This is a genomic window from Xanthomonas hydrangeae, assembly GCF_032697525.1.
GTDB classification, from domain to species: Bacteria; Pseudomonadota; Gammaproteobacteria; order Xanthomonadales; family Xanthomonadaceae; genus Xanthomonas; species Xanthomonas hydrangeae.
In genome coordinates, this window is the sequence record NZ_CP103836.1 from 4356045 (window position 1) to 4376024 (window position 19980).

Consider the following 19980-nt stretch of genomic DNA (forward strand, 5'->3'; position numbering starts at 1 on the left):
CGTCAGCTGGCCTTGTGAGGTTTCTCGGGGGCGTAGCGGGGGAATTGTTGGGCGATTTCGGTACCGGTGAAGTGGCCGACCCAGCCATCGGGCTCGGTGAAGAAGCGGATTGCCACGAAGTGCGGCTCCGGCCCCATGTCGAACCAGTGCAGGGTGCTGTCGGGCACGGCGATCAGGTCGTCCTTCACGCATTCGATCTCGTAGACCTTGTCGTCCACGTGCAGTGTGAACTGGCCTGAGCCGGCCACGAAGAAGCGCACTTCGTCTTCCTTGTGGAAGTGCTCGTCCAGAAATTTGGCGCGCATTTCTTCGCGCTTGGGATTGTCCGGCGCGATGCTGACCACATCCACGGTCTTCAAGCCGCGCTCGGCGCTCAGCCGCTCGATATCCTCGCGATAGGCGGCCATGACCTGTTCGGGTGTGGCGCCCGGCTCGATCGGCTGATTGGCCTGCCAGCGCTCGAAGGTCACGCCGATCTTGCTCAGTTCGGCGGCGATCTGCTCGCCGTCGCGGCTATCGAACTGCGCCAGGTTGGGGTCGGAATCGTTGTAGATGCGAAGTCGGCTCATGGCGATCTGGCTCACAAGGGAAGGGGAGGTGGCGAGGACTCAGCGCGTGCCGCGCAGTTTCAGCAGCTCGAGTTCGCAATGCAGCAGGAACTCGAATGCCTCCAGGTGACGGCGCGCCTCGGCCATGTTGCGGCCCCAGGCATATAGGCCGTGTCCTTCGATGAGATACCCCCACAGGTTCTGTTTGTCCAGCAAGGCTTCGACCTGCGCGGCCAGCACCTGCATGTCCTGGGTATTGGCGAACACTGGCACGTCCACCGCAGTTTCATGGGTGGTGTTCCCTTCGAAGGCTTTCAACAGCTCGTAGCCCTCCAGCCGGATCACGCCGTTGCCGGCGTACAGCCGCGAGGCGATGGTCTGCACCGGCGAATGCGTGTGCAGCACGCAGCCGATCTCCGGAAACCGGCGGTACAGCTGGGTGTGCAGCAGGGTTTCGGCAGACGGGCGCAACGGACGGCCGACGGCCAGGCCATCGAAATCCACCACCATGATGTCTTCTTCGACCAGGCGGCCCTTGTCGCGGCCGGAGACGGTGATCGCGGCGTGCTGTTCGTCCAGGCGATGGGAAAAATTGCTGCTGGTGGCGGGCGTCCAGCCGGCCTGGGCCAGCTCGCGGATGTTGCCGATCAACAACTGCGCCAGCTCGTGCAGACGCGCGGCGCTATAGGGCAGGGGGGCAGTGGTCGCATTCATGGACCTATTCTACTGCGCCACTCGATTACGGCCAGGTGCAGCGCAGCAGGGTTTGTTGCTGCTACGCCCGGGTCGCGATTGGCTGACAGAATATAAGGAGCGCGCGTCAGGCAGTGAACGCAATGGTTGTTGTCAGCCGCCTCTTGTCGGATGCAGTCAGAGGCCCAGTTGAAACGCTTGGTCGGTCGAGGGCGCGATGCCCTCACCGCTTGCGGGACACGCCGTGAATCCGTCCCTGGAGGCTCGGTGGCGGCATCCATGCCGCCACACGGTCCCGCAACCGGCGAGGGCACCGCACCAGACAGTTGGTCGGCGGCTTTCTTGAAAGCATGTTGCTCGGCCTGCGGTGGCAGGCGGGACGTTTTCAGGGTGCGCGTTAAAAAGCCTGTCTGTTGCTCGGCTTGCGATGGGAAGGTGGTGAGAAGTTGGTCGACGCACAACGACCCGACCAGCACACGTCATGTCTTGCTCTTAATTTAGGCACACCGACCATCTCGACGGGCCCTTGCCCGCCCACCATCGCGGGACCTTACGCGGCATGGATGCCGCGTAAGAGCCTCCATGGACGGATTCACGGCGTGTCCCGCGATGGTGGGCGGGCAAGGGCCCTGCAGCCAAGCCGCAGATCAGATCAGGGCCCTGCAGCCAAGCCGCAGATCAGATCAGGGCCCTGCAGCCAAGCCGCAGATCAGATCAGGACCCTGCAGCCAAGCTGCAGATCAGATCAGGGCCCTGCAGCCAAGCCGCAGATCAGATCAGGGCCCTGCAGCCAAGCCGCAGATCAGATCAGGGCCCTGCAGCCAAGCCGCAGATCAGATCAGGGCCCTGCAGCCAAGCCGCAGATCAGATCAGGACCCTGCAGCCAAGCCGCAGATCAGATCAGGACCCTGCAGCCAAGCTGCAGATCAGATCAGGGCCCTGCGACCAAGTCACAGATCAGCCGCCTCAGCAGCGGAAGACCTGTCACCCGCTCTGCCATAAACCGGCGGGCGGTCGTTTTGTCAGTGGCTGCTGGCTCGCGCGGGTGATCAGCGGCCGTCGCGCAAACGGCTGTGGCGATAGCCGTAGCCGAAATAGACCACCAGCCCGACCAGCGTCCATACCCCCATCAGCATCCAGTTGTGCAGCGTCATCGCCGACAGCAGGGCCAGGCAGCTCAATACGCCGGCGCTGCAGATCAGCCAGGCTACCGGCATGCGGAACGGGCGCGGCAGTTCCGGGTGGGTGCGGCGCAGGATCAACACGCCCGCGCACACCGCCGCGAACGCGATCAGCGTGCCCATCGAGGTCAACTCGCCCAGCACATCCAGCGGGAACACCGCTGCGAGCAAGGCAATGCCGACACCGGTGATCACGGTATTGACGTGCGGGGTGCGGTACTTGGGATGGATGCGGGTGAAGATCGACGGCAGCAAGCCATCGCGCGCAATGATCATGAAGATGCGCGGCTGCCCGATGATCATCACCAGCACCACCGACGACAGCCCGATCAACGCACCCACTTCCACGATCACCCGCAACCAGGCCAGCTGCGGATGCGCCGCCACCGCGGTCACCACCGGCTCGTCGGTACCCAGCAAGGTGTACGGCACCAGCCCGGTCATCACCGCGGCCATCGCGATGTAGAGCACGGTGCAGATGACCAGCGACAGGATCATGCCGATCGGCAGATCGCGTTGCGGGCGGTGCGATTCCTGCGCCGCCACCGACACCGCCTCGAAGCCGATGTAGGCGAAGAACACCATCGCCGCGCCACGCAGCACGCCTTCCATGCCGTATTTGCCCGGGCCTTCATTGGCCGGGATGAACGGGTGCCAGTTGGCGGTGTCCACGTACTTCCAGCCCACCCCGATCACCAACAGGATCAGCCCGGTCTTGAGGATCACCATGGCCATGTTCATCGCCGACGACTTGCGGATGCCCACGTAGCACAACCAGGTCAGCAGCAGCACGATGCCGGCGGCAGGCAGGTTGGCGATCGCACCGGTGCGCTGCAGCTTGCCGTCCAGTGGCGCGCTGACCAGCGCGGCCGGCAGATGGATGTCGAAATGTTCCAGCAGGCTGAGGAAATACCCGGTCCAGCTGACCGCTACCGCCGAGGCCGAGACGCCGTATTCCAGCACCAGCATCCAGCCGATGAACCAGGCCGCCAGCTCGCCGAAGGTGGCGTAGGTATAGGTGTAGGCGCTGCCGGACACCGGCACCATCGCGGCGAATTCGGCGTAGGCCATCGCGCAGAACGCGCAGCACACCGCTGCCAGCACGAACGACAGCATGATCGCCGGGCCGGCATGGTCGGCCGCTGCCTGCCCGGTGATGACGAAGATGCCGCCGCCGATCACCGCGCCAATGCCCAGGGCGGTCAGCCCCCACGGCCCGAGCGCGCGTTGCAGGCCGAGCCCGTCGGCCGCCTCATGGCTGGCGTGCGGGTGTTTGGTAGCCCAGAGTTGCTTGAACATGCAGCGGTTCCTGTTGAATCCCTGCACATGGCGGTGCGGGCGTGTGCGAGGGGTTCGCGTTACCAAATCCCCGCATGTGGAGATGCGGGCGAGGGACTCGCAGTTACACCTTACGGGCCAGACGGCTATGGCGAATGCCGTAACCGAAATAGATAAACAGACCGATTACGGTCCAGCCCACGAACACTTTCCAGTGCTCCTGGAAGGCCTGGAAGAACAGGAACAGGCAGGCCAGCGCACCCAGCGGGCAGATCACCATCGCCAGCGGCACCCGGAACGGGCGCTCCAGCCCGGGCTTGGTGAAGCGCAATACCATCACGCCGGCGCACACGGTGGCGAAGGCGAGCAGGGTGCCCATCGACACCAGTTCGCCCAACACGCTGAGCGGGACCAACCCGGCCAGTAGCGCCGCGACCACTCCGACGAAGATCGTGCCGACATAGGGCGTGTGGAACTTCGGATGCACCTTGCCGAACAGTCTGGGCATCAACCCGTCCTTGGCCATGGTGTAGAAGATGCGCGGCTGCGCCATCAGCATCACCAGCACCACCGAGGACAGCCCGGCGATCGCACCGATTTCCACCGCGGTCTTGAGCCAGGTCAGTTGCGGATGCGCTTCCAGTGCGGTGGCCACCGGCTTGGCGGTGCCGAGCTGGGTATAGGGCAGCAATCCGGTCAATACCGCGCAGACGATGATGTAGATGACGGTGCAGACCGCCAGCGACACCAGGATGCCGATCGGCATGTTCTTCTGCGGATCCTTGGTCTCGCCGGCGGAGGTAGAGACCGCGTCGAAGCCGATATAGGAGAAGAACACGATGGACGCCGCACGGAATACCCCGTCCCAGCCGAACTTGCCCGGCCCGGTGTTTTCCGGGATGAAGGGGTGCCAGTTGGCCGGGTCGATATACGAAATGCCGAAGCCGACGAACAGGCAGATCACCACCACCTTGATCGCCACCACGATGGCATTGGCGAACGCCGACTGGGTGACGCCGACGTAGCAGAGCATGCTTACCGCAGCCACGATCAGCACGGCCGGCAGGTTGATGAGGTTGCCGGAACTGACGAAGTTGTGGCCGTCCCAGGCCAATGGCGCACCGGCAAGTTCTGCCGGGAACGGCAATCCGAGCGTGCCGGTCAAAAAGCTGATCAGGTAGGCGGACCAGCCGACGGCGACGCTGGAGCCGGCGAACAGGTATTCCAGCACCAGGCACCAGCCGATGAACCAGGCGATTCCCTCGCCGAGCGTGGCGTATGAGTACGAATAGGCGCTGCCGGACACCGGCATCATCGCCGCGAACTCTGCGTAGCACAGGCCGGCGAACGCGCAGGCGATGCCGGCAAACACGAACGACAGCATCACCGCCGGTCCTGCGTGGTTGGCAGCGGCCTGGCCGGTCAGCACGAAGATGCCGGCGCCGATCACCGCGCCGATGCCGAGCATGATCAGGTGCTTGGCGGTGAGGGTGCGTTGCAGGGTGGCTTCGCCTTGCAGGCTGCCTTCGACCGGTTCGCCCGCATCGACACGTCCGGCGGGTTCGATCGGTTTGACCCTCAACAAAGACTTCAGCATTCGGTACATCCCTAAGTGGCAAAGCTAAGGCGCAGGCGCCCGGACGAAGGTGGTGCGCCGCATCCCGGTGGGACAGGCAAGCGGCCTACCTTGCCAAAGCTACACGCTCACGACAAGCACGTACGCAGCATGAACGACGATAATGGTCGCCTGGCCCGCAACGGGCGACCGAGAACGACAGATGGTGGATGCGACGCTGCAACAGCAATTGGCTGCCTACCGCGCACGCTGGCCGGACCAAGCCGAGCTGGCCGGGCAATTCGCGCAACTGCTGGACGATGCCAGTAATCCATTCGTGCGCGAGCGTGTCGAAGGTCATTTCACCGGTTCTGCGTGGGTGGTCAGCGCCGATGGCACGCGCACGTTGCTGACCCATCACCGCAAGCTGCAGCGTTGGCTGCAGCTGGGCGGACACGCCGACGGCGACCGCGATCTGGCGCAGGTCGCTTTGCGCGAGGCGCAGGAGGAGTCTGGCTTGAGCGGGCTGCGCCTGGCCGAGACGGCAATCTTCGACCTGGACCGGCACTGGATTCCAGCCAGGGGCGAGGTAGCCGGGCACTGGCATTACGACGCGCGCTATGTGGTGGTGGCTGGGGCTGACGAGGCGTTCGAAGTCAGCGAAGAGTCGCTGGCGTTGGCCTGGCGGCCGATCGTCGAGCTGCTTGCCGAGCCCGAGCTGGATCCATCGATGCGGCGCATGGCGGAGAAATGGGTTGCGCGCGCGAGTTAAGCAGCTTGCTAAAGCCTCTCCGCCGGGGCGATGAAACGCTGCCTGCGCGCCTTGGAGCGCTCGTGCCGAAAACTTGGGCCGGGGGCAGAGCGGGGGTTGGGGCGAATGTGCGGACCCAGGCGCGGCCTAGCACTGCCTGTTTCGCTTACTGGCTTCGGTGGGCGGCAGCAGCACGGCCGGGGATCGGCTCCTCGGCTCGGTCAGACATCCTGTCTGACTCGCCGCCGCGGCACATCCCCGTGCCGCTCTCCGCCAATCCCCGGCCACGCTGCTGCCTCGGCAAGTGGTTGCCATGACCTTGGAACGCCTTGAGGAGTTATGAGGAGCTAGAGGAATTGATAGTGCGTTGCTGAAAGCCCCTCTCCCGTCGGGAGAGGGGTTGGGGTGAGGGTACGGTGAGGCAGCGGCTGTCAGTTTGCGATTCACCCTTGCTGGCGCGTAGCGACGCGTTCGCCACGGCCGACTTCTGAAGCCGCTCGCGGCGCCCCTCATCCGGCCGTTCGGGCCACCTTCTCCCGCTGGGAGAAGAAATCGAATCAATACAAAATCCGCGTCCGCAACGTCCCTTCGATCAACGCCAATCCTTCCTTCAGCGCGGTGGCCTGCGCCTCGCTGGCGCTGACATCGATCACCACGTAGCCCACCTTGGCGTCGGTGCGCAGGAACTGGCCGTCGATGTTGACGTTATGGCGCGAGAACAGTTCGTTGATCTTGGACAGCACGCCCGGCACGTTGCGATGGATATGCAGCAAGCGCAGGCTGTCGGGATGTTCGGGCAGGGTGACCTCGGGGAAATTCACCGCCGACAAGGTGCTGCCATTGTCGCTGTAGCGCACCAGTTTGGCGGCCACTTCGACACCGATGTTGTCCTGCGCTTCCAGCGTGCTGCCGCCCACGTGCGGGGTCAGGATCACGTTGTCGTGCGCAATCAACGGGGACTCGAACGCATCGCCATTGCCCTTGGGCTCGATCGGGAACACGTCCACTGCCGCGCCGCCGATCTGGCCGGAGGTCAGCGCCGCATCCAGCGCGTCGATGTCGATGACGGTGCCGCGCGAGGCGTTGATCAGATGCGCGCCATGCTTCATGCGGGCAATTTCTGCGGCGCCGATCATGTCCTTGGTGGACGGCGTCTCCGGCACGTGCAAGGTCACCACGTCCGAGCGCGCCAGCAGGTCGTTCAGATCGATCGCCGCGCGCGCGTTGCCCAGCGACAGTTTGGTTTCGATGTCGTGGAAGATCACCTGCATGCCCAAGGATTCGGCCAGCACGCCGACCTGCGTGCCGATGTGTCCGTAACCGACGATGCCCAGCACCTTGCCACGCGTTTCGTGGCTGCCAGCGGCCGACTTGGACCAGCCGCCGCGATGGCATTCGGCGTTTTTCTGCGGAATGCCGCGCAACAGCAAGATTGCCTCGGCGATGACCAGTTCGGCCACGCTGCGGGTATTGGAGTAGGGCGCGTTGAAGACCGGAATGCCGGCCAGCTCGGCCGCGTCCAGATCGACCTGATTGGTGCCGATGCAGAAGCAGCCAATGGCGATCAAGCGCTTGGCATGCGCCAGCACCTCGGCACTCAATTGCGTGCGCGAGCGGATGCCGACGATGTGCGCCTCGGCGATGCGCGTCTTAAGCTCGTCTTCCGGCAACGACTTGGCGTGCAGTTCGATCTGCGAATAACCGGCGGCGCGCAGCACATCCACGGCGGTCTGGCTGATGCCTTCCAGCAACAGGACGCGGATGTCCTGCTTGGGAAACGAGGTTCTCTTCGGCGACATGAGGGGGCGTATTGCAGCAATCGGGTCGGCAACTATGCCAGATGGGGTGCCGGATTTGGCGGCCGCAACGCAGTGTTTGCGCACGCAAAGCCCTTGCAGCGCAACGGTTTCAGCTGAATCCAACGCGGCGTCGGGGCCACGCAACGCAGCTGGACGAGGCTGGCGCACACTGGCAGGCTGTGCGGTTCCTATCGCAGCGCCGCGTGCCATGACCGATCCCCGCATCCTTTCGTTGCAACAGGCCGTGCCCGCGTTGCGTTTGAAGACCGAGCCGGCCGACCTGGAGCATTACGGCCGCGACTGGACGCGGCGCTGGACGCCCAACCCGCTCGCGATCGCTTTGCCCGGCTCGGTGAACGACGTGCAAGCGGTGGTGCGCTGGGCAAATGCGCAAGGTGTGGCAGTGGTGCCGTCGGGCGGGCGCACCGGGCTGTCCGGCGGCGCGGTGGCGGCCAACGGCGAGCTGGTACTGAGCCTGGAGCGCTTGAACAAGCCGCTGGAGTTCAACGCGGTGGACCGCACGCTCACCGTGCAGGCCGGCATGCCGCTGGAAGCGGTGCACAATGCCGCGCGCGAACATGGCTTGATCTATCCGGTGGATTTCGCTGCGCGCGGTTCGTGTTCGATCGGCGGCAATATCGCCACCAATGCCGGCGGCATCCGGGTGATCCGCTACGGCAATACGCGCGAATGGGTGGCCGGCTTGAAAGTGGTCACCGGCGCCGGCGAAGTGCTCGAGCTCAATAACGCGTTGGTGAAAAATTCCAGCGGCTACGACTTCCGCCATCTGATGATCGGTTCCGAAGGCACGCTCGGCATCGTGGTCGAAGCGACGCTGCGGCTGACCGACCCGCCGCCGCCGAGCAACGTGATGCTGCTGGCGCTGCCGTCCTTCGAGGTATTGATGCAGGTGTTTGCCGCGTTCCGCGCGCAGCTGCGTCTGGAAGCGTTCGAATTCTTCACCGACCGCGCGCTGGAACACGTGCTGGCGCATGGCGCACAGGCGCCATTTGCGGAAGTCCACCCTTATTACGTGGTCACTGAATTCGCTGCCGGCGACGAGGTGCAGGAAGCCGCCGCGATGGCGGCGTTCGAGACCTGCATGGAGCAGGGCTGGGTCAGCGACGGCGTGATCAGCCAGAGCGATGCGCAGGCTGCGCAGCTGTGGCGCTTGCGCGAAGGCATTACCGAAGCATTAGCGCGCTACACGCCCTATAAAAACGACGTCTCGGTGCGCATCTCGGCAATGCCGGCGTTTATGGCCGAAACGCAGGCGTTGTTGCATGACGCCTATCCGCATTTCGATGTGGTGTGGTTCGGCCATATCGGCGACGGTAATCTGCACATCAATGTGCTCAAGCCCGATGCCATGACGCAGGCCGATTTCGTTGCTGCCTGCGACCACGTCACCAAGCTGCTGGCGCAGGCCTTGCAGCGTTTCGGCGGCAGCATTTCTGCCGAACACGGGATTGGGTTGGTCAAGAAGGCGTACCTGTGGAGCACGCGCTCTGCGGCGGAAATCGCCTTGATGCGCGGCATCAAACATGTGCTCGATCCTCATCTTTTGCTGAATCCCGGCAAGCTGTTCGAGATGGACGAGCTGCCCGGCACCACGCGCGCCGGTTAGTCTCTCACCACCTTCACATGGAATCGATACGCCGATGATGCGCTCTCTCGTGTTTTGCGCTTTGACGCTGCTGCCGCTGGCAGCTTTCGCAACCAGCCTGGCCGGTACCTCGGCGGGTGCCTCGTCGGCCGGTTCGTCCGACAGCAGCAGTTCGGGCGACGACAAAGTGGTTGCCGATGCGCGCGAAGACGCGGCCGGCTTCGTCGCCAGCGATGGCGCCATCCGTGGCGCGCGTCTGGAAGCGGCGCTGCTGCAGCTGCGTAGCCGCAACGATGCGGCGCGGCTGTCCAGCGACCTGCAACTGGCTCAGTCCATCCTGGCCCAGTGAGTTTGCGCCGCTGGTGCGGGTGGCTGTGGTTGGCCACCGTGATCGCACCTGCGGCGCAGGCCGAGTTGCATGTTGAAGTGGCTGCGTCGGGCCTTGGTCCGGCGCAGATAGATGCCACGCATGCATTGATTGAACAAGTTGCTCAACGTCTGCCGCAAGGATGGACGGAGCGCATCACGAAGCCGATCCAGCTGCAATGGCGCACGGATCTACCGGCCCACGTGCATGGTCGTGCGATCGGCCAGCGCGTTCTGCTCGATCGCGCGTTGCTGCAGGCGTGGAGCGCGCAATCGGCGACGGCGCAGGCGGATATCGATGCACCGGCCACGCGCGCGGCAATGGCCGCCGTGGTGCACGAACTGGCGCATGTGCTCGATCGTGGCCCGCAAGGCGGGTTGTCGCGCGACCCGCGTCTGCGCGATCTGGCTGGCTGGCAGGTGCGTCCATGGCGGCTCGGACGCGGCGAAAATCAATTTAGCGATCGCAGCCCCGACGACTACGAACGGCGTAGCCCCGCCGAGTTTGTTGCGGTGAATCTCGAACATTACGTGCTGGATGTCGACTATCACTGTCGGCGCCCGGCGCTGTCTGCCTGGTTCGGTGAGCAGCTTGGCGCGCCACGCGCGGTGGTGGCATGCGACACGACGCTGCCGTACCTGCAGGCCGATGGCGATGCCGGTGCGATGTCGCTGCTGAAACTGGATCCGTCGCGCGTGTATGCAGTGGATTATCTGCTTGCTGAAGGCAACGAGCAGCCGATGAGCCGCTGGGGCCACAGCATGTTGCGTCTGGTGATCTGCGCGCCTGGCCGTCTACCTGGCCCGGATTGCCGCATGGATCTGCAGTATCACCGCGTGCTGTCGTTTCGCGCGTTTGTTGGCGATGTGCAGATTTCCAGCTGGCGCGGGCTGACCGGTTCCTATCCATCGCGGCTGTTCGTGCTGCCGTTGAATCAGGTCGTCGACGAGTACACCAAGGTCGAACTGCGCGCCTTGTCGTCGGTCCCGTTGAAGTTGACACCCGACGACATCGCCGCGCTGCTCGCCCGTGTGGCGCAGGTGCATTGGAGCTACGACGGGCGCTACTACTTCATCGGCAACAACTGTGCGGTGGAGACCTTCAAGCTGCTGCACGACGGCGTGCCACGCCTGGCCGCAGCCAGGTTATCGTCGATCACACCGCGCGGTGTGCGGCATCGCCTGCAACGCGCCGGCGTCGCCAACATGCAGGTGCTGGACAATCGTGCGCAGGCGATTCGCCAAGGCTATTACTTCGAATCGGCAGCCGCGCATTACCAGACCATGTTTGAGGTGATCCGCCGCGGCATGCCGGTGCCGCAGACGAGCGTGGAGCAATGGCTGGATGCGCGACCGGATGCGCGTGCGCAATGGGTCGACCAAGGCGGTTTGCGCGAAACGGCAGCTGCGTTGCTGCTCGAACAAGCTGCATTGCGGCGACAGGAATTGCTGGCGCGCGATGCGCTCAAGCGCCTGCTGCAACCGGGTGCTGCCGGGCGTGACGTTGTGCGAGGCCAGCTACAGGCGTTGTTCGCGCGGCAGGCGCAACTCAGCCACCCGGCTACGCTGCTGGGAACGTCCGGTTACGGAGTGCCCCAGGCAGACGAGCAACAACAACTGACCGCACGCGTGGCGCAAGAGAGTGGCGTGTTGATCGACGGTTGGAAGCAGCTACAAGCGCTGGGTCGGCAGCAATTACCGGCCGACGTGCGTATTGGCTTGGAGCAAGGCGAGGCGAATGTTGAGCGCTTGCGCGCGCGACTGCGCGTGCTTGCGCGCGGCGACGCGGCCGCCGACAAGGTGCAGTCGGATATGGGCATGCCGCCGGAAGCGCAATAGCGCCCCGGACTCCCGGGTTAGCTGAGCAGTACAAGCCCCTCTCCCATCGGGAGAAGGGTTGGGGTGAGGGTACGGGGCGAAGCTCTCGTGTGGGTCCAGCTGCACGAGGCTCCCGTACCCTCATCCGCCCCTGCGGGGCACCTTCTCCCGATGGGAGAAGGGCTACACCGGCATACCTTAGCCAGTTGGTTTCAAATCCGCTTGTACCGAATACTTGCGCAGCCATTCGATGACATGCGCATCGCTGCGGTACTGCTTTAATAGCCGGGCCAGCCGCGCCGGTGCCGGCGTGCAGAACTGCGCAATCGCCACTTCGATCTCATGCCGACGGTCGGCATCGTACGGCTCCTCGCCCGCGAAGTGCTCGCAGGTGTCGTAGTCCTCCACCAGCGTGCGCACATCCTCCGGCATGCCGCACAGGCCCGGGGGATGTTGCAGCCACTCGTCGTCCACCTTGGCGTCGGTGCAGGCCACCGGCGCGGGCTTGGATGCGGATGTCGGCGCCGGGGCGGGTTGCTCCGTGCAGGCAGCCAACAGCCCCAGCGTCAGCACAACGACCAGCTTGCGCATCAGTCGGCGCGACCCGCGAATTCGCCGGTGGTGGTATTGACCAGCACGCGCTCACCGTTGGTGATGTACTCGGGCACCATGATTTCCAGGCCGGTGTCGAGCTTGGCCGGCTTGGGGCGCTTGGTTGCGGTGCCGCCCTTGAGCTCGGGTGGGGTCTCGATCACTTCCAGCGTCACCGTTTGCGGCAACTGCACGGCTACCGGCTGGTCGTCGATCACCTGCACGTAGATGCCGGTCAGCCCGTCGGTGATGTAGCCGGCATCGGTGCCGATCACATCCGCGTCCAGCGTGTACGGGGTGAAGTCCTCGTCGTCCATGAACACGAAGGCCTCGCCGTCCTTGTACGAAAACGTGGACAGACGACGCAGCAGCTCCACTTCCGGCAGGTTGTCGTCGGCATCGAAGCTGGCGTCGGTTTTCACTCCGCCCGGCACGCTGTACATGATGAAGCGGAAGCGTACATTGCCGCCGCGGCCCTGCGGCGAGCTGCGTTCGATGTCGCGGATCTGGTAAATGCCGCCGTTGTATTCGACGACGTTGCCTTTCTTGATGTCGTTGGCTTTCATGGGAATCGGGAGTTGGGAATGGGGAATCGAAAAAGCCGGGGCCGGGGCACTGAGAGTAGGGCGTCGTTACGATTCCCCATTCCCGATTCCCCATTCCCGGCTACTTGGGGGCCAGCCGCACACCGCCGTCCAGGCGAATCACTTCGCCATTGAGATACCGGTTGCGCAGGATGAAGGCGACGGTGTCGGCGTATTCGTCGGGTTGGCCCAGGCGCGAGGGGAACGGGATCGACGCAGCCAGCGATTGCTGCACGGCCTCGGGCATGCCATCCACCATCGGGGTCCAGAACACACCCGGCGCGATCGTCATCACGCGGATGCCGAAGCGCGCCAGTTCGCGTGCCATCGGCAAGGTCATGCCGACCACGCCACCCTTGCTGGCGGCATAGGCCGCCTGGCCGATCTGGCCTTCATAGGCGGCCACCGACGCGGTATTGATGATCACCCCGCGCTCGCCATCGTCGCCGGCGGCGTTGTGCTGCATCACATCGGCCGCCGCCTTGGCGACATTGAAGCTGCCGACCAGGTTGACCAGCACGGTGGTGCGGAAGGTCGCCAGCGGCATCGGCGCTTCCTTGCCCAACACGCGGCCCGAGCCCAGGACGCCGGCGCAGTTCACCGCAAGGTTGAGCCCGCCCAGCGCCTGCGCGGCCTGCGCCACGTTGGCGGCAACCTGCGCCTCGTCGGTGACGTCGGTGGCGAAGTAATGCGCGTTGCCGGCGCCAAGCAGCGCCAGCGCTGCCTCGGCCTTGTCGGCATTGACGTCGAACAAGGCGACCTTGCCGCCGTCGGCCACGATGCGCTGCGCCACGGCCAGGCCCAGGCCGGACACGCCGCCGGTGACAATGGCAAGAACAGAAGATGGCTGCATGCGGTGGTTCCCCGGGAAACGTTGGATGCCGATGGAGGCTGGCGGCGATCGGTGGACGAAGCGGTCGGCAATTCTAGCCGAAGCGTCCAGGCGATCGCCTTGGCGGCAGGGGGCGTGAGCAGGCCGTGGGCGAGCTGTTGCGTTAACGCCTCAGCCAGCCGCCGCCAACGCCTTGCCGACCTTGCTGCCGGTCTCGCGGCCGAGCAGTTGCGCCAGCCAGCAGCCCGTGCGGGCTAGGGCAGCCAGATCGATGCCGGTTTGCATGCCTAATCCGTGCAGCAGATAGACCACATCTTCGCTGGCCACATTGCCGCTGGCGCCCTTGGCATACGGGCAGCCGCCGGCGCCGGACACCGCCGCATCGACCACGCGCACGCCTTGCTCCAGGCAGGCGGCGATGTTGGCCAGCGCCTGGCCGTAGGTGTCGTGAAAATGCACGGCCAATGCCTGCATCGGCACGACTTGCGCCACTGCGGCCAACATCTGGCGCGCCTTGACCGGCGTGCCGACGCCGATGGTGTCGCCCAGCGAAATCTCGTAGCAGCCCAGCGCGTACAGCCGCTGCGCGACATCCACCACGTCAGCCACCGGCACGGCGCCCTGATACGGGCACCCCAGCACGGTGGAGACGTAACCGCGCACGCGCACACCGTCGAGCGCGGCCTGTTCCAGGACCGGGCGAAAGCGCTCGATCGATTCGTCGATGCCGGCGTTGGTATTGGTGCGATTGAAGGCTTCGGACGCCGCAGTGAATACCGCCACTTCCTGCGCACCGGCTGCGCGTGCCCGCACATAGCCCTGCAGGTTCGGCACCAGCACCGGATAGGCGATGCCCGGTGCCTGCGTGATGCCGGCAAACACCTCGGCCGCGTCGGCCAGTTGCGGCACCCAGCGCGGGCTGACGAAACTGGTTGCCTCGATGGTGCGCAGGCCGGTGGCCGACAGCTGATCGATCAAGGCGATCTTGTCGGCTGTCGCGATCGGTTGCGCTTCGTTCTGCAAGCCATCGCGCGGGCCGACTTCGACAATGCGCACGAACGCGCTCATGCCATGTCCTCAGGCACCCAGGCTGGCGCGCGCTTGTCGAGAAAGGCGCTCAAGCCTTCCTGGCCCTCGGGCGAGACGCGCAGGCGCGCGATCCACGCGGCATTGGCTGCATCGATGGCATCGCGGTCGGCAGGCGGCAACACCGAACGCACCAGGGATTTGGCGCTGGCCGCCGCCAGTGGTGCGGCCGCCAGCAGCAAGCGGACCTGGCGCTCCACTGCGATATCCAGTTGGTCGGCGGCGACCAGTTGATGCAACAGGCCCAGCAACTGCGCCGTGCCGGCGTCGAAGATTTCGGCAGTAGCGAACCAGCGCCGCGCCTGGCGCGCGCCGATCGCTGCAATCACATACGGTGAAATGACCGCTGGAAGCAGGCCTAGCTTGCTCTCGGTCAGACCGAAGCGCGCCTCGGTGCAGCCGATGGCGATATCGCAGCACGCCACCAGGCCCACGCCGCCGCCGAAGGCCGCGCCATTGACGCGTGCGATGGTCGACTTGGGTAATTCGTCGAGCGTGCGCATCAGCCGGGCCAGTGCCAATGCATCGGCAGCGTTGTCGGCCTCGCTGGCGCTGGCCATGCCGCGCATCCAGTTCAGGTCGGCGCCCGCTGAGAACGCGACGCCAGCGCCGGTGATCACGACTACCCGGATCTGGGCCGCCTGGCCGGCCTGCTGCAACGCTTCGGTGAGAGCGCCGATCAAGGTCGCGTCGAAGGCGTTATGCACCGCCGGGCGGTTCAGACGCAGCGTGCGGACCGCTCCCTGGTCCTCCACGATCAAGCCGGTGTCCTGCATTGCATCGACGTCCATGAATGGGATGCGAACCATGATAGCGGCACAGCTGGCCCCAGCCATGACGCGGTGCGTCGATGCTAGAATTGAGAACCATTCCTAACAATCAGGCCGTCTTTGTGACGCTGTCCGACATGCCCTTGCATCGCGCCGCCATCGTGGATTCCGTGGAGGATCGCCTCCCCAACGACACGATTGCCCGGCGCCTGCGCGAACTGGGCTTTGTCGCCGGCGAGGAAGTGACGGTATTGGCGACCGGGCCGGTTGGACGTGAACCGTTGCTGGTGCAGGTCGGTTACACGCGGTTCGCCCTGCGGCGCAGTGAGGCCGCGCGCGTGCAGGTGCGCGTCGAAGGAGCACAGGCATGAATGCGGCAAGTGTCCCGCTGCGCCTGGCTTTGGTCGGCAACCCCAACAGTGGCAAGACCGCGCTGTTCAATCAGCTGACCGGCAGCCGGCAGAAGGTCGCCAATTACACCGGCGTCACCGTCGAGCGTAAAGAAGGGCATTTCCGCGCGCCGTCCGGACGCGACTTCGCGGTACTGGATCTGCCCGGCGCCTACAGCCTGCAGCCGGCCAGCCTGGACGAGGCGATCACCCGCGACCTGTGCCGCGGTTTCTATCCGGGCGAGCCGGCGCCAGACGTGTTGGTCTGCGTGATGGACGCCACCAACCTGCGCCTGCATCTGCGCTTTGCGCTGGAGCTGCGTGAGTTGGGCCGGCCGATGATCGTGGCCCTGAACATGGTTGACGCCGCGCAGCGGCGCGGCATCGTCATCGACCTGCCGGCGCTGGAACAGGCGCTCGGGGTGCCGGTAGTGGAAACGGTGGCGGTGCGCCGCGGCGGTGCCAAGGCGCTGGTCGAGCGCATCGACGCGCAGGCCGCGAGCCTGGCGGCACCGAGCGCCACGCCGCCTGCCGATGGTAACTACCATGCGCAGGTGCGACAGATCCTGAGTGCGGCGGTGACCATGCCGACGCGGACCTCGCGCGTGGACGATGCGCTGGACCGCTGGCTGCTGCACCCGCTCTGGGGCCTGGTCACGCTGGCGGTGGTGATGTTCCTGATCTTCCAGGCGGTGTATGCCTGGGCCAACCCAGTGATGGACCTGATCGATGCCGGCACCGCAATGCTGGGCGAGTGGGTGGGCACCACGCTGCCGGAGGGCCCGCTCAACAGCCTGCTCAAGGACGGCATCGTCACCGGCCTGGGCGGGGTGATCAAATTCCTGCCGCAGATCCTGATCCTGTTCGCCTTCATCCTGGCCCTGGAAGAATCGGGTTATCTGCCGCGCGCGGCCTTCCTGCTCGATCGCATGATGTCGGCGGCTGGTTTGTCCGGGCGCTCGTTCATCCCGCTGCTGTCGAGCTTTGCCTGCGCGGTGCCCGGCATCATGTCCACCCGCAGCATCCAGGACCCGCGCGACCGGCTCGCCACCATCATGGTCGCGCCATTGATGACGTGTTCGGCGCGATTGCCGGTGTATGCGTTGCTGATCGGCGCCTTCATCCCGCAGAAGACTGTTTGGGGCATCTTCAATCAGCAAGGCCTGATCCTGTTTGCGCTGTATGCCGCGGCCATCGTCAGCGCGCTGCTGGTGTCGTGGACGATGAAGAAGTGGCGCCGCGACAAGAGCGAGCATCCGCTGATGCTGGAGCTGCCGTCCTATCGCCTGCCGCATTTGCCCGACCTGGCGCTGGGGCTGTGGGAGCGTGCGCTGATCTTCCTCAAGCGCGTCGGCGGCATCATTCTGGCCCTGACCATCCTGCTGTGGTTTCTGCTGTCGTTCCCGGCCGCGCCGGCCGACGCCACCTTGCCGGCGATCGATTACAGCTTCGCCGGGCGCATCGGCCATGCGATGGCGATCTTTTTCGCGCCGCTGGGCTTCAACTGGCAGATCTGCATCGCGCTGATCCCCGGCCTGGCAGCGCGCGAGGTGGCGGTGGCCTCGCTGGCGACGGTGTATGCGCTGTCGGCTGCCGACGACGATGCCGCCGCGCAGGCCTTGTCGCCGCTGATCAGCGATGGCTGGTCGCTGGCCACCGCGCTGTCGCTGCTGGTCTGGTACATCTACGCGCCGATGTGCATCTCCACGCTGGCGACCATCAAGCGCGAAACCAATTCTTGGAAGCAGATGACCATCAGTACGGTGTACCTGTTCGCGCTGGCCTATCTGGCCTCGCTGGTGACCTACCAAGTGGCCGTGCTGCTCGGAGCCGGTTGAGGTGGATCTCTCGCTCACCCTGCAATACGTTGTCATCGCATGCGCAGTGCTGCTGAGCGTGTGGGTGGTGCTGAAGAAGCAGTTCCCCGGCGTCCTGCGACGCATGCGTGGCGCGCTGGCGATCGGTCTGCTGCGCGATGGGCGACCTGCATGGATGCAATCGCTGGGCCGTCGCGTGGCACCACCGGCGACGCAGAGCGCCGCGGCCTGCGGTGGTTGCGACAGCTGCGGGCCCACGCCGCCGCGTAGTCACTGACGCGCCTGGTCCTCTACACTTGCGTGGCCGCAGGATGCGGCGGTACAGGGGACAGATCATGCGTTTGTTGGTGTTGTTGGCAATCTTGGCCGCCGTTGCGGGCATCTATAACTACGGCGGCAATGCGCTCGACGAAACCCAGGTGCGCGATTTCTACGCTGCGCACGATAAAGCGATGCTGAGCCAGGACGGCGAGGCGCTCTGCGCGATGACTGCGCCGGAATTCGAAATGGTGGTGTTGTACCGCATGGACTCGCACCAGAAGCGGCAGACCGCCACACGCGAGAAATACTGCAAATCCAATGGCGAATGGGCGCAGGTGCTGGGTCAGATGCGCCATGTGGCACCGCCGGAAGAGTTGATCGACTACAAGCATTCGATCACCAAGATCGAGATTGCTCCCGATGAAGCCTCGGCCATGGTCGAGACGCGCGCCACGCTCGGTTTGCCGGGCTTGCGCATGACCTTCCGCTCGCGCGACAAGGTGATCCGCAAACGCTGGAAGACCTTGATCGAACACAGCGAAGGCACTGCCTGGGTTGGCCCGGCGTACGAATAAGCGCCGCTGGCACTATCGCTACCCATCGTCCGGCCTGCGCCATCGATGCGCGCGTGACGATTGCCTTGGTGGATGGCGAGAACGCGTGTACATCGGCGTCGCCGCAGGACGATTTCGGTAGCGTCACCGCAACGCGAGAAGGCGCATCGCGACGCGTGGCGATGGTGGATGCACCGGTAACACCGGCATTGGCCGAGTGCCGTCGTCAACGCTGCAGTGCACAGCGCCTCGGTCACGCGCCTTCGCTATGCTTGACCGATGACGACCTCCTTCCAGATCTCCCGACGTGCGCAGGCGCTGACCAGTTCGGCGATTCGCGAAATCCTCAAGGTGACCGAGCGGCCGGAGGTCATTTCCTTCGCCGGTGGCTTGCCGTCGCCGGCCACCTTTCCGGTGGAGCGCATGCGCGCGGCCAGCGATCAGGTGCTGCGCGATGCGCCACAGGCGGCATTGCAATACGGCCCCACCGAAGGCCATGCGCCGCTGCGCGAATGGGTTGCCGCACGCCTGAGTCGCGACGGCGCCAGCATCCGGCCCAGCCAGGTGCTGATCACTACCGGCTCGCAGCAGGGCCTGGATTTGCTCGGCAAAGTTTTTATCGACGAAGGCAGCAAGGTGCTGGTGGAAACTCCGAGTTACCTGGGTGCGTTGCAGGCGTTCTCGTTGTTCCAGCCGGCGTTCGTCGGCATGCCGTCGGACGAGGACGGCGTGGTGGTGGATGCGCTGGATCCGGCGATGCTGGCCGATGCGCGTTTTCTGTATTGCCTGCCGAATTTCCAGAATCCCACCGGCCGCCGCTTGCCGCTGGCGCGGCGTCAGGTCTTGGTCGCACGCGCAGCCGAAGCGGGCGTGCCGATCGTCGAAGACGATCCGTACGGCGAGCTGTACTACAGCGGCCAGCCGTTGCCGAGCCTGCTTTCGCTCAACCCGGAGGGCGTGATCTATATGGGCTCGTTCTCCAAGGTGCTCGCGCCCGGGCTGCGACTGGGCTATGTGGTCGCACCGGAGGCGGTGCTGGGCAAGCTGATCCAGGCCAAGCAGGCGGCCGATCTGCATACGCCGTCATTCACCCAGCGCCTGGTCTACCAGACACTGCAGGACGATTTTCTGGAGACGCACATCCCGCAAATTCGCGCACTGTACGCACGTCAATGCAGTTTGATGCTTGAGGCTTTGGATTGGCATTTTCCGAGCCAAGTGCAGTGGAATCGCCCAGAAGGCGGCATGTTCCTGTGGGTGACCCTGCCTCCCGGACTGGATGGCACCGCACTGCTGGCGCGTGCGATCGCGCGCAATGTCGCGTTCGTGCCTGGCGCCCCGTTTTACGCCACGTTGCCGCAGACCAATACCTTGCGGCTGTCGTTCGTCACTGTGCCTGGCGAGAAGATCGATGCCGGCATCCGGATCCTGGGCGAGGTGCTGCGCGAAGCGCTGGCCCAGTTGCCAGGGCAGGGCGCATAACCTCGGCCAGCACGCCACT

19 protein-coding genes are annotated in these 19980 nt (G+C 65.0%); 9 read left to right on the top strand and 10 right to left on the bottom strand.

The window, feature by feature from the left end; genetic code table 11:
• Positions 1-2 precede the first annotated feature (2 nt).
• The 4 genes from NYR97_RS18555 to NYR97_RS18570 form a co-directional block, all read right to left on the bottom strand.
• Positions 3-569, bottom strand: coding sequence for a 1,2-dihydroxy-3-keto-5-methylthiopentene dioxygenase (locus tag NYR97_RS18555; RefSeq protein ID WP_316695215.1), 567 nt, complete (start codon positions 567-569; stop codon positions 3-5).
• 39 nt (positions 570-608) lie between these two features.
• Positions 609-1262: a methylthioribulose 1-phosphate dehydratase gene (locus NYR97_RS18560; protein ID WP_205391605.1), complete on the bottom strand. Its 654-nt coding sequence runs from the start codon at positions 1260-1262 to the stop codon at positions 609-611.
• Between the two features lie 1028 nt (positions 1263-2290).
• Entirely contained in the window at positions 2291-3721 is a 1431-nt protein-coding gene (locus NYR97_RS18565) for an amino acid permease (RefSeq protein WP_006451508.1), read from the bottom strand.
• Between the two features lie 103 nt (positions 3722-3824).
• A complete protein-coding gene (locus NYR97_RS18570; protein ID WP_205391603.1) occupies positions 3825-5297 on the bottom strand; it encodes an amino acid permease in 1473 nt (490 codons plus the stop codon).
• A gap of 142 nt (positions 5298-5439) precedes the next feature.
• On the opposite strand from NYR97_RS18570, the gene NYR97_RS18575 reads away from it, so the two are divergent.
• A complete protein-coding gene (locus NYR97_RS18575) occupies positions 5440-6027 on the top strand; it encodes an NUDIX hydrolase (RefSeq protein ID WP_316695216.1) in 588 nt (195 codons plus the stop codon).
• 536 nt (positions 6028-6563) lie between these two features.
• Here NYR97_RS18575 and serA read toward each other — a convergent pair.
• Positions 6564-7805 carry a phosphoglycerate dehydrogenase gene (gene serA, locus NYR97_RS18580; RefSeq protein ID WP_316695217.1) on the bottom strand — a complete coding sequence of 414 codons (1242 nt, stop codon included), beginning with the start codon at positions 7803-7805 and terminating at the stop codon, positions 6564-6566.
• A gap of 208 nt (positions 7806-8013) precedes the next feature.
• Between serA and NYR97_RS18585 the strand changes: the two genes are divergently transcribed.
• The 3 genes from NYR97_RS18585 to NYR97_RS18595 are packed head-to-tail and all read left to right on the top strand — an operon-like array spanning position 8014 to position 11616.
• Positions 8014-9432: an FAD-binding oxidoreductase gene (locus NYR97_RS18585; protein ID WP_316695218.1), complete on the top strand. Its 1419-nt coding sequence runs from the start codon at positions 8014-8016 to the stop codon at positions 9430-9432.
• Positions 9433-9466: 34 nt separating this feature from the next.
• Positions 9467-9760 carry a DUF2388 domain-containing protein gene (locus NYR97_RS18590; protein WP_006451514.1) on the top strand — a complete coding sequence of 98 codons (294 nt, stop codon included), beginning with the start codon at positions 9467-9469 and terminating at the stop codon, positions 9758-9760.
• Complete coding sequence (locus NYR97_RS18595) at positions 9757-11616, top strand: DUF7844 domain-containing protein (RefSeq protein ID WP_316695219.1); 1860 nt, start codon at positions 9757-9759, stop codon at positions 11614-11616. Before NYR97_RS18590 ends, NYR97_RS18595 begins: the two co-directional genes overlap by 4 nt.
• A gap of 177 nt (positions 11617-11793) precedes the next feature.
• Here the strand turns inward: NYR97_RS18595 and NYR97_RS18600 are convergent, their stop codons facing one another.
• The 5 genes from NYR97_RS18600 to NYR97_RS18620 form a co-directional block, all read right to left on the bottom strand.
• A complete protein-coding gene (locus NYR97_RS18600; RefSeq protein ID WP_316695220.1) occupies positions 11794-12186 on the bottom strand; it encodes a hypothetical protein in 393 nt (130 codons plus the stop codon).
• Complete coding sequence (gene yeiP / locus NYR97_RS18605) at positions 12186-12752, bottom strand: elongation factor P-like protein YeiP (RefSeq protein ID WP_055823478.1); 567 nt, start codon at positions 12750-12752, stop codon at positions 12186-12188. The genes NYR97_RS18600 and yeiP overlap by 1 nt, the downstream gene beginning before the upstream one ends.
• Positions 12753-12852: 100 nt before the next feature.
• Positions 12853-13623: an SDR family oxidoreductase gene (locus NYR97_RS18610; RefSeq protein WP_316695222.1), complete on the bottom strand. Its 771-nt coding sequence runs from the start codon at positions 13621-13623 to the stop codon at positions 12853-12855.
• Between the two features lie 150 nt (positions 13624-13773).
• Positions 13774-14670 (bottom strand): hydroxymethylglutaryl-CoA lyase, encoded by an 897-nt coding sequence (locus NYR97_RS18615; protein ID WP_316695223.1) that lies wholly within the window; start codon positions 14668-14670, stop codon positions 13774-13776.
• Positions 14667-15464, bottom strand: a complete 798-nt coding sequence (locus NYR97_RS18620) for an enoyl-CoA hydratase-related protein (protein ID WP_316698351.1) — start codon at positions 15462-15464, stop codon at positions 14667-14669. Before NYR97_RS18620 ends, NYR97_RS18615 begins: the two co-directional genes overlap by 4 nt.
• 116 nt (positions 15465-15580) lie before the next feature.
• Between NYR97_RS18620 and NYR97_RS18625 the strand changes: the two genes are divergently transcribed.
• The 5 genes from NYR97_RS18625 to NYR97_RS18645 all read left to right on the top strand — a co-directional run bounded on the left by NYR97_RS18625 (position 15581) and on the right by NYR97_RS18645 (position 19961).
• Entirely contained in the window at positions 15581-15829 is a 249-nt protein-coding gene (locus NYR97_RS18625; protein ID WP_104576802.1) for a FeoA family protein, read from the top strand.
• Positions 15826-17685 carry a ferrous iron transporter B gene (gene feoB / locus NYR97_RS18630; RefSeq protein ID WP_210761784.1) on the top strand — a complete coding sequence of 620 codons (1860 nt, stop codon included), beginning with the start codon at positions 15826-15828 and terminating at the stop codon, positions 17683-17685. Before NYR97_RS18625 ends, feoB begins: the two co-directional genes overlap by 4 nt.
• Before the next feature lies 1 nt (position 17686).
• On the top strand, positions 17687-17941 hold the full coding sequence (locus tag NYR97_RS18635) for a DUF6587 family protein (protein WP_205391593.1): 255 nt from the start codon (positions 17687-17689) through the stop codon (positions 17939-17941).
• A gap of 58 nt (positions 17942-17999) precedes the next feature.
• The gene (locus NYR97_RS18640; RefSeq protein WP_205391592.1) at positions 18000-18500 is read left to right on the top strand and encodes a nuclear transport factor 2 family protein; all 501 of its coding nucleotides are present in this window, start codon (positions 18000-18002) and stop codon (positions 18498-18500) included.
• 258 nt (positions 18501-18758) lie between these two features.
• A complete protein-coding gene (locus tag NYR97_RS18645; RefSeq protein ID WP_316695224.1) occupies positions 18759-19961 on the top strand; it encodes an aminotransferase-like domain-containing protein in 1203 nt (400 codons plus the stop codon).
• Positions 19962-19980: the final 19 nt, after the last annotated feature.

Coding starts and splice junctions, on each gene's coding strand:
- yeiP (WP_055823478.1), bottom strand. CDS start 12,752: ATGAAAGCCAACGACATCAAGAAAGGCAACGTCGTCGAATACAACGGC.
- feoB (WP_210761784.1), top strand. CDS start 15,826: ATGAATGCGGCAAGTGTCCCGCTGCGCCTGGCTTTGGTCGGCAACCCC.
- NYR97_RS18565 (WP_006451508.1), bottom strand. CDS start 3,721: ATGTTCAAGCAACTCTGGGCTACCAAACACCCGCACGCCAGCCATGAG.
- NYR97_RS18620 (WP_316698351.1), bottom strand. CDS start 15,464: ATGCAGGACACCGGCTTGATCGTGGAGGACCAGGGAGCGGTCCGCACG.
- NYR97_RS18610 (WP_316695222.1), bottom strand. CDS start 13,623: ATGCAGCCATCTTCTGTTCTTGCCATTGTCACCGGCGGCGTGTCCGGC.
- NYR97_RS18640 (WP_205391592.1), top strand. CDS start 18,000: ATGCGTTTGTTGGTGTTGTTGGCAATCTTGGCCGCCGTTGCGGGCATC.
- NYR97_RS18585 (WP_316695218.1), top strand. CDS start 8,014: ATGACCGATCCCCGCATCCTTTCGTTGCAACAGGCCGTGCCCGCGTTG.
- NYR97_RS18600 (WP_316695220.1), bottom strand. CDS start 12,186: ATGCGCAAGCTGGTCGTTGTGCTGACGCTGGGGCTGTTGGCTGCCTGC.
- NYR97_RS18615 (WP_316695223.1), bottom strand. CDS start 14,670: ATGAGCGCGTTCGTGCGCATTGTCGAAGTCGGCCCGCGCGATGGCTTG.
- NYR97_RS18555 (WP_316695215.1), bottom strand. CDS start 569: ATGAGCCGACTTCGCATCTACAACGATTCCGACCCCAACCTGGCGCAG.
- NYR97_RS18645 (WP_316695224.1), top strand. CDS start 18,759: ATGACGACCTCCTTCCAGATCTCCCGACGTGCGCAGGCGCTGACCAGT.
- NYR97_RS18570 (WP_205391603.1), bottom strand. CDS start 5,297: ATGCTGAAGTCTTTGTTGAGGGTCAAACCGATCGAACCCGCCGGACGT.
- NYR97_RS18590 (WP_006451514.1), top strand. CDS start 9,467: ATGATGCGCTCTCTCGTGTTTTGCGCTTTGACGCTGCTGCCGCTGGCA.
- NYR97_RS18575 (WP_316695216.1), top strand. CDS start 5,440: ATGGTCGCCTGGCCCGCAACGGGCGACCGAGAACGACAGATGGTGGAT.
- serA (WP_316695217.1), bottom strand. CDS start 7,805: ATGTCGCCGAAGAGAACCTCGTTTCCCAAGCAGGACATCCGCGTCCTG.
- NYR97_RS18560 (WP_205391605.1), bottom strand. CDS start 1,262: ATGAATGCGACCACTGCCCCCCTGCCCTATAGCGCCGCGCGTCTGCAC.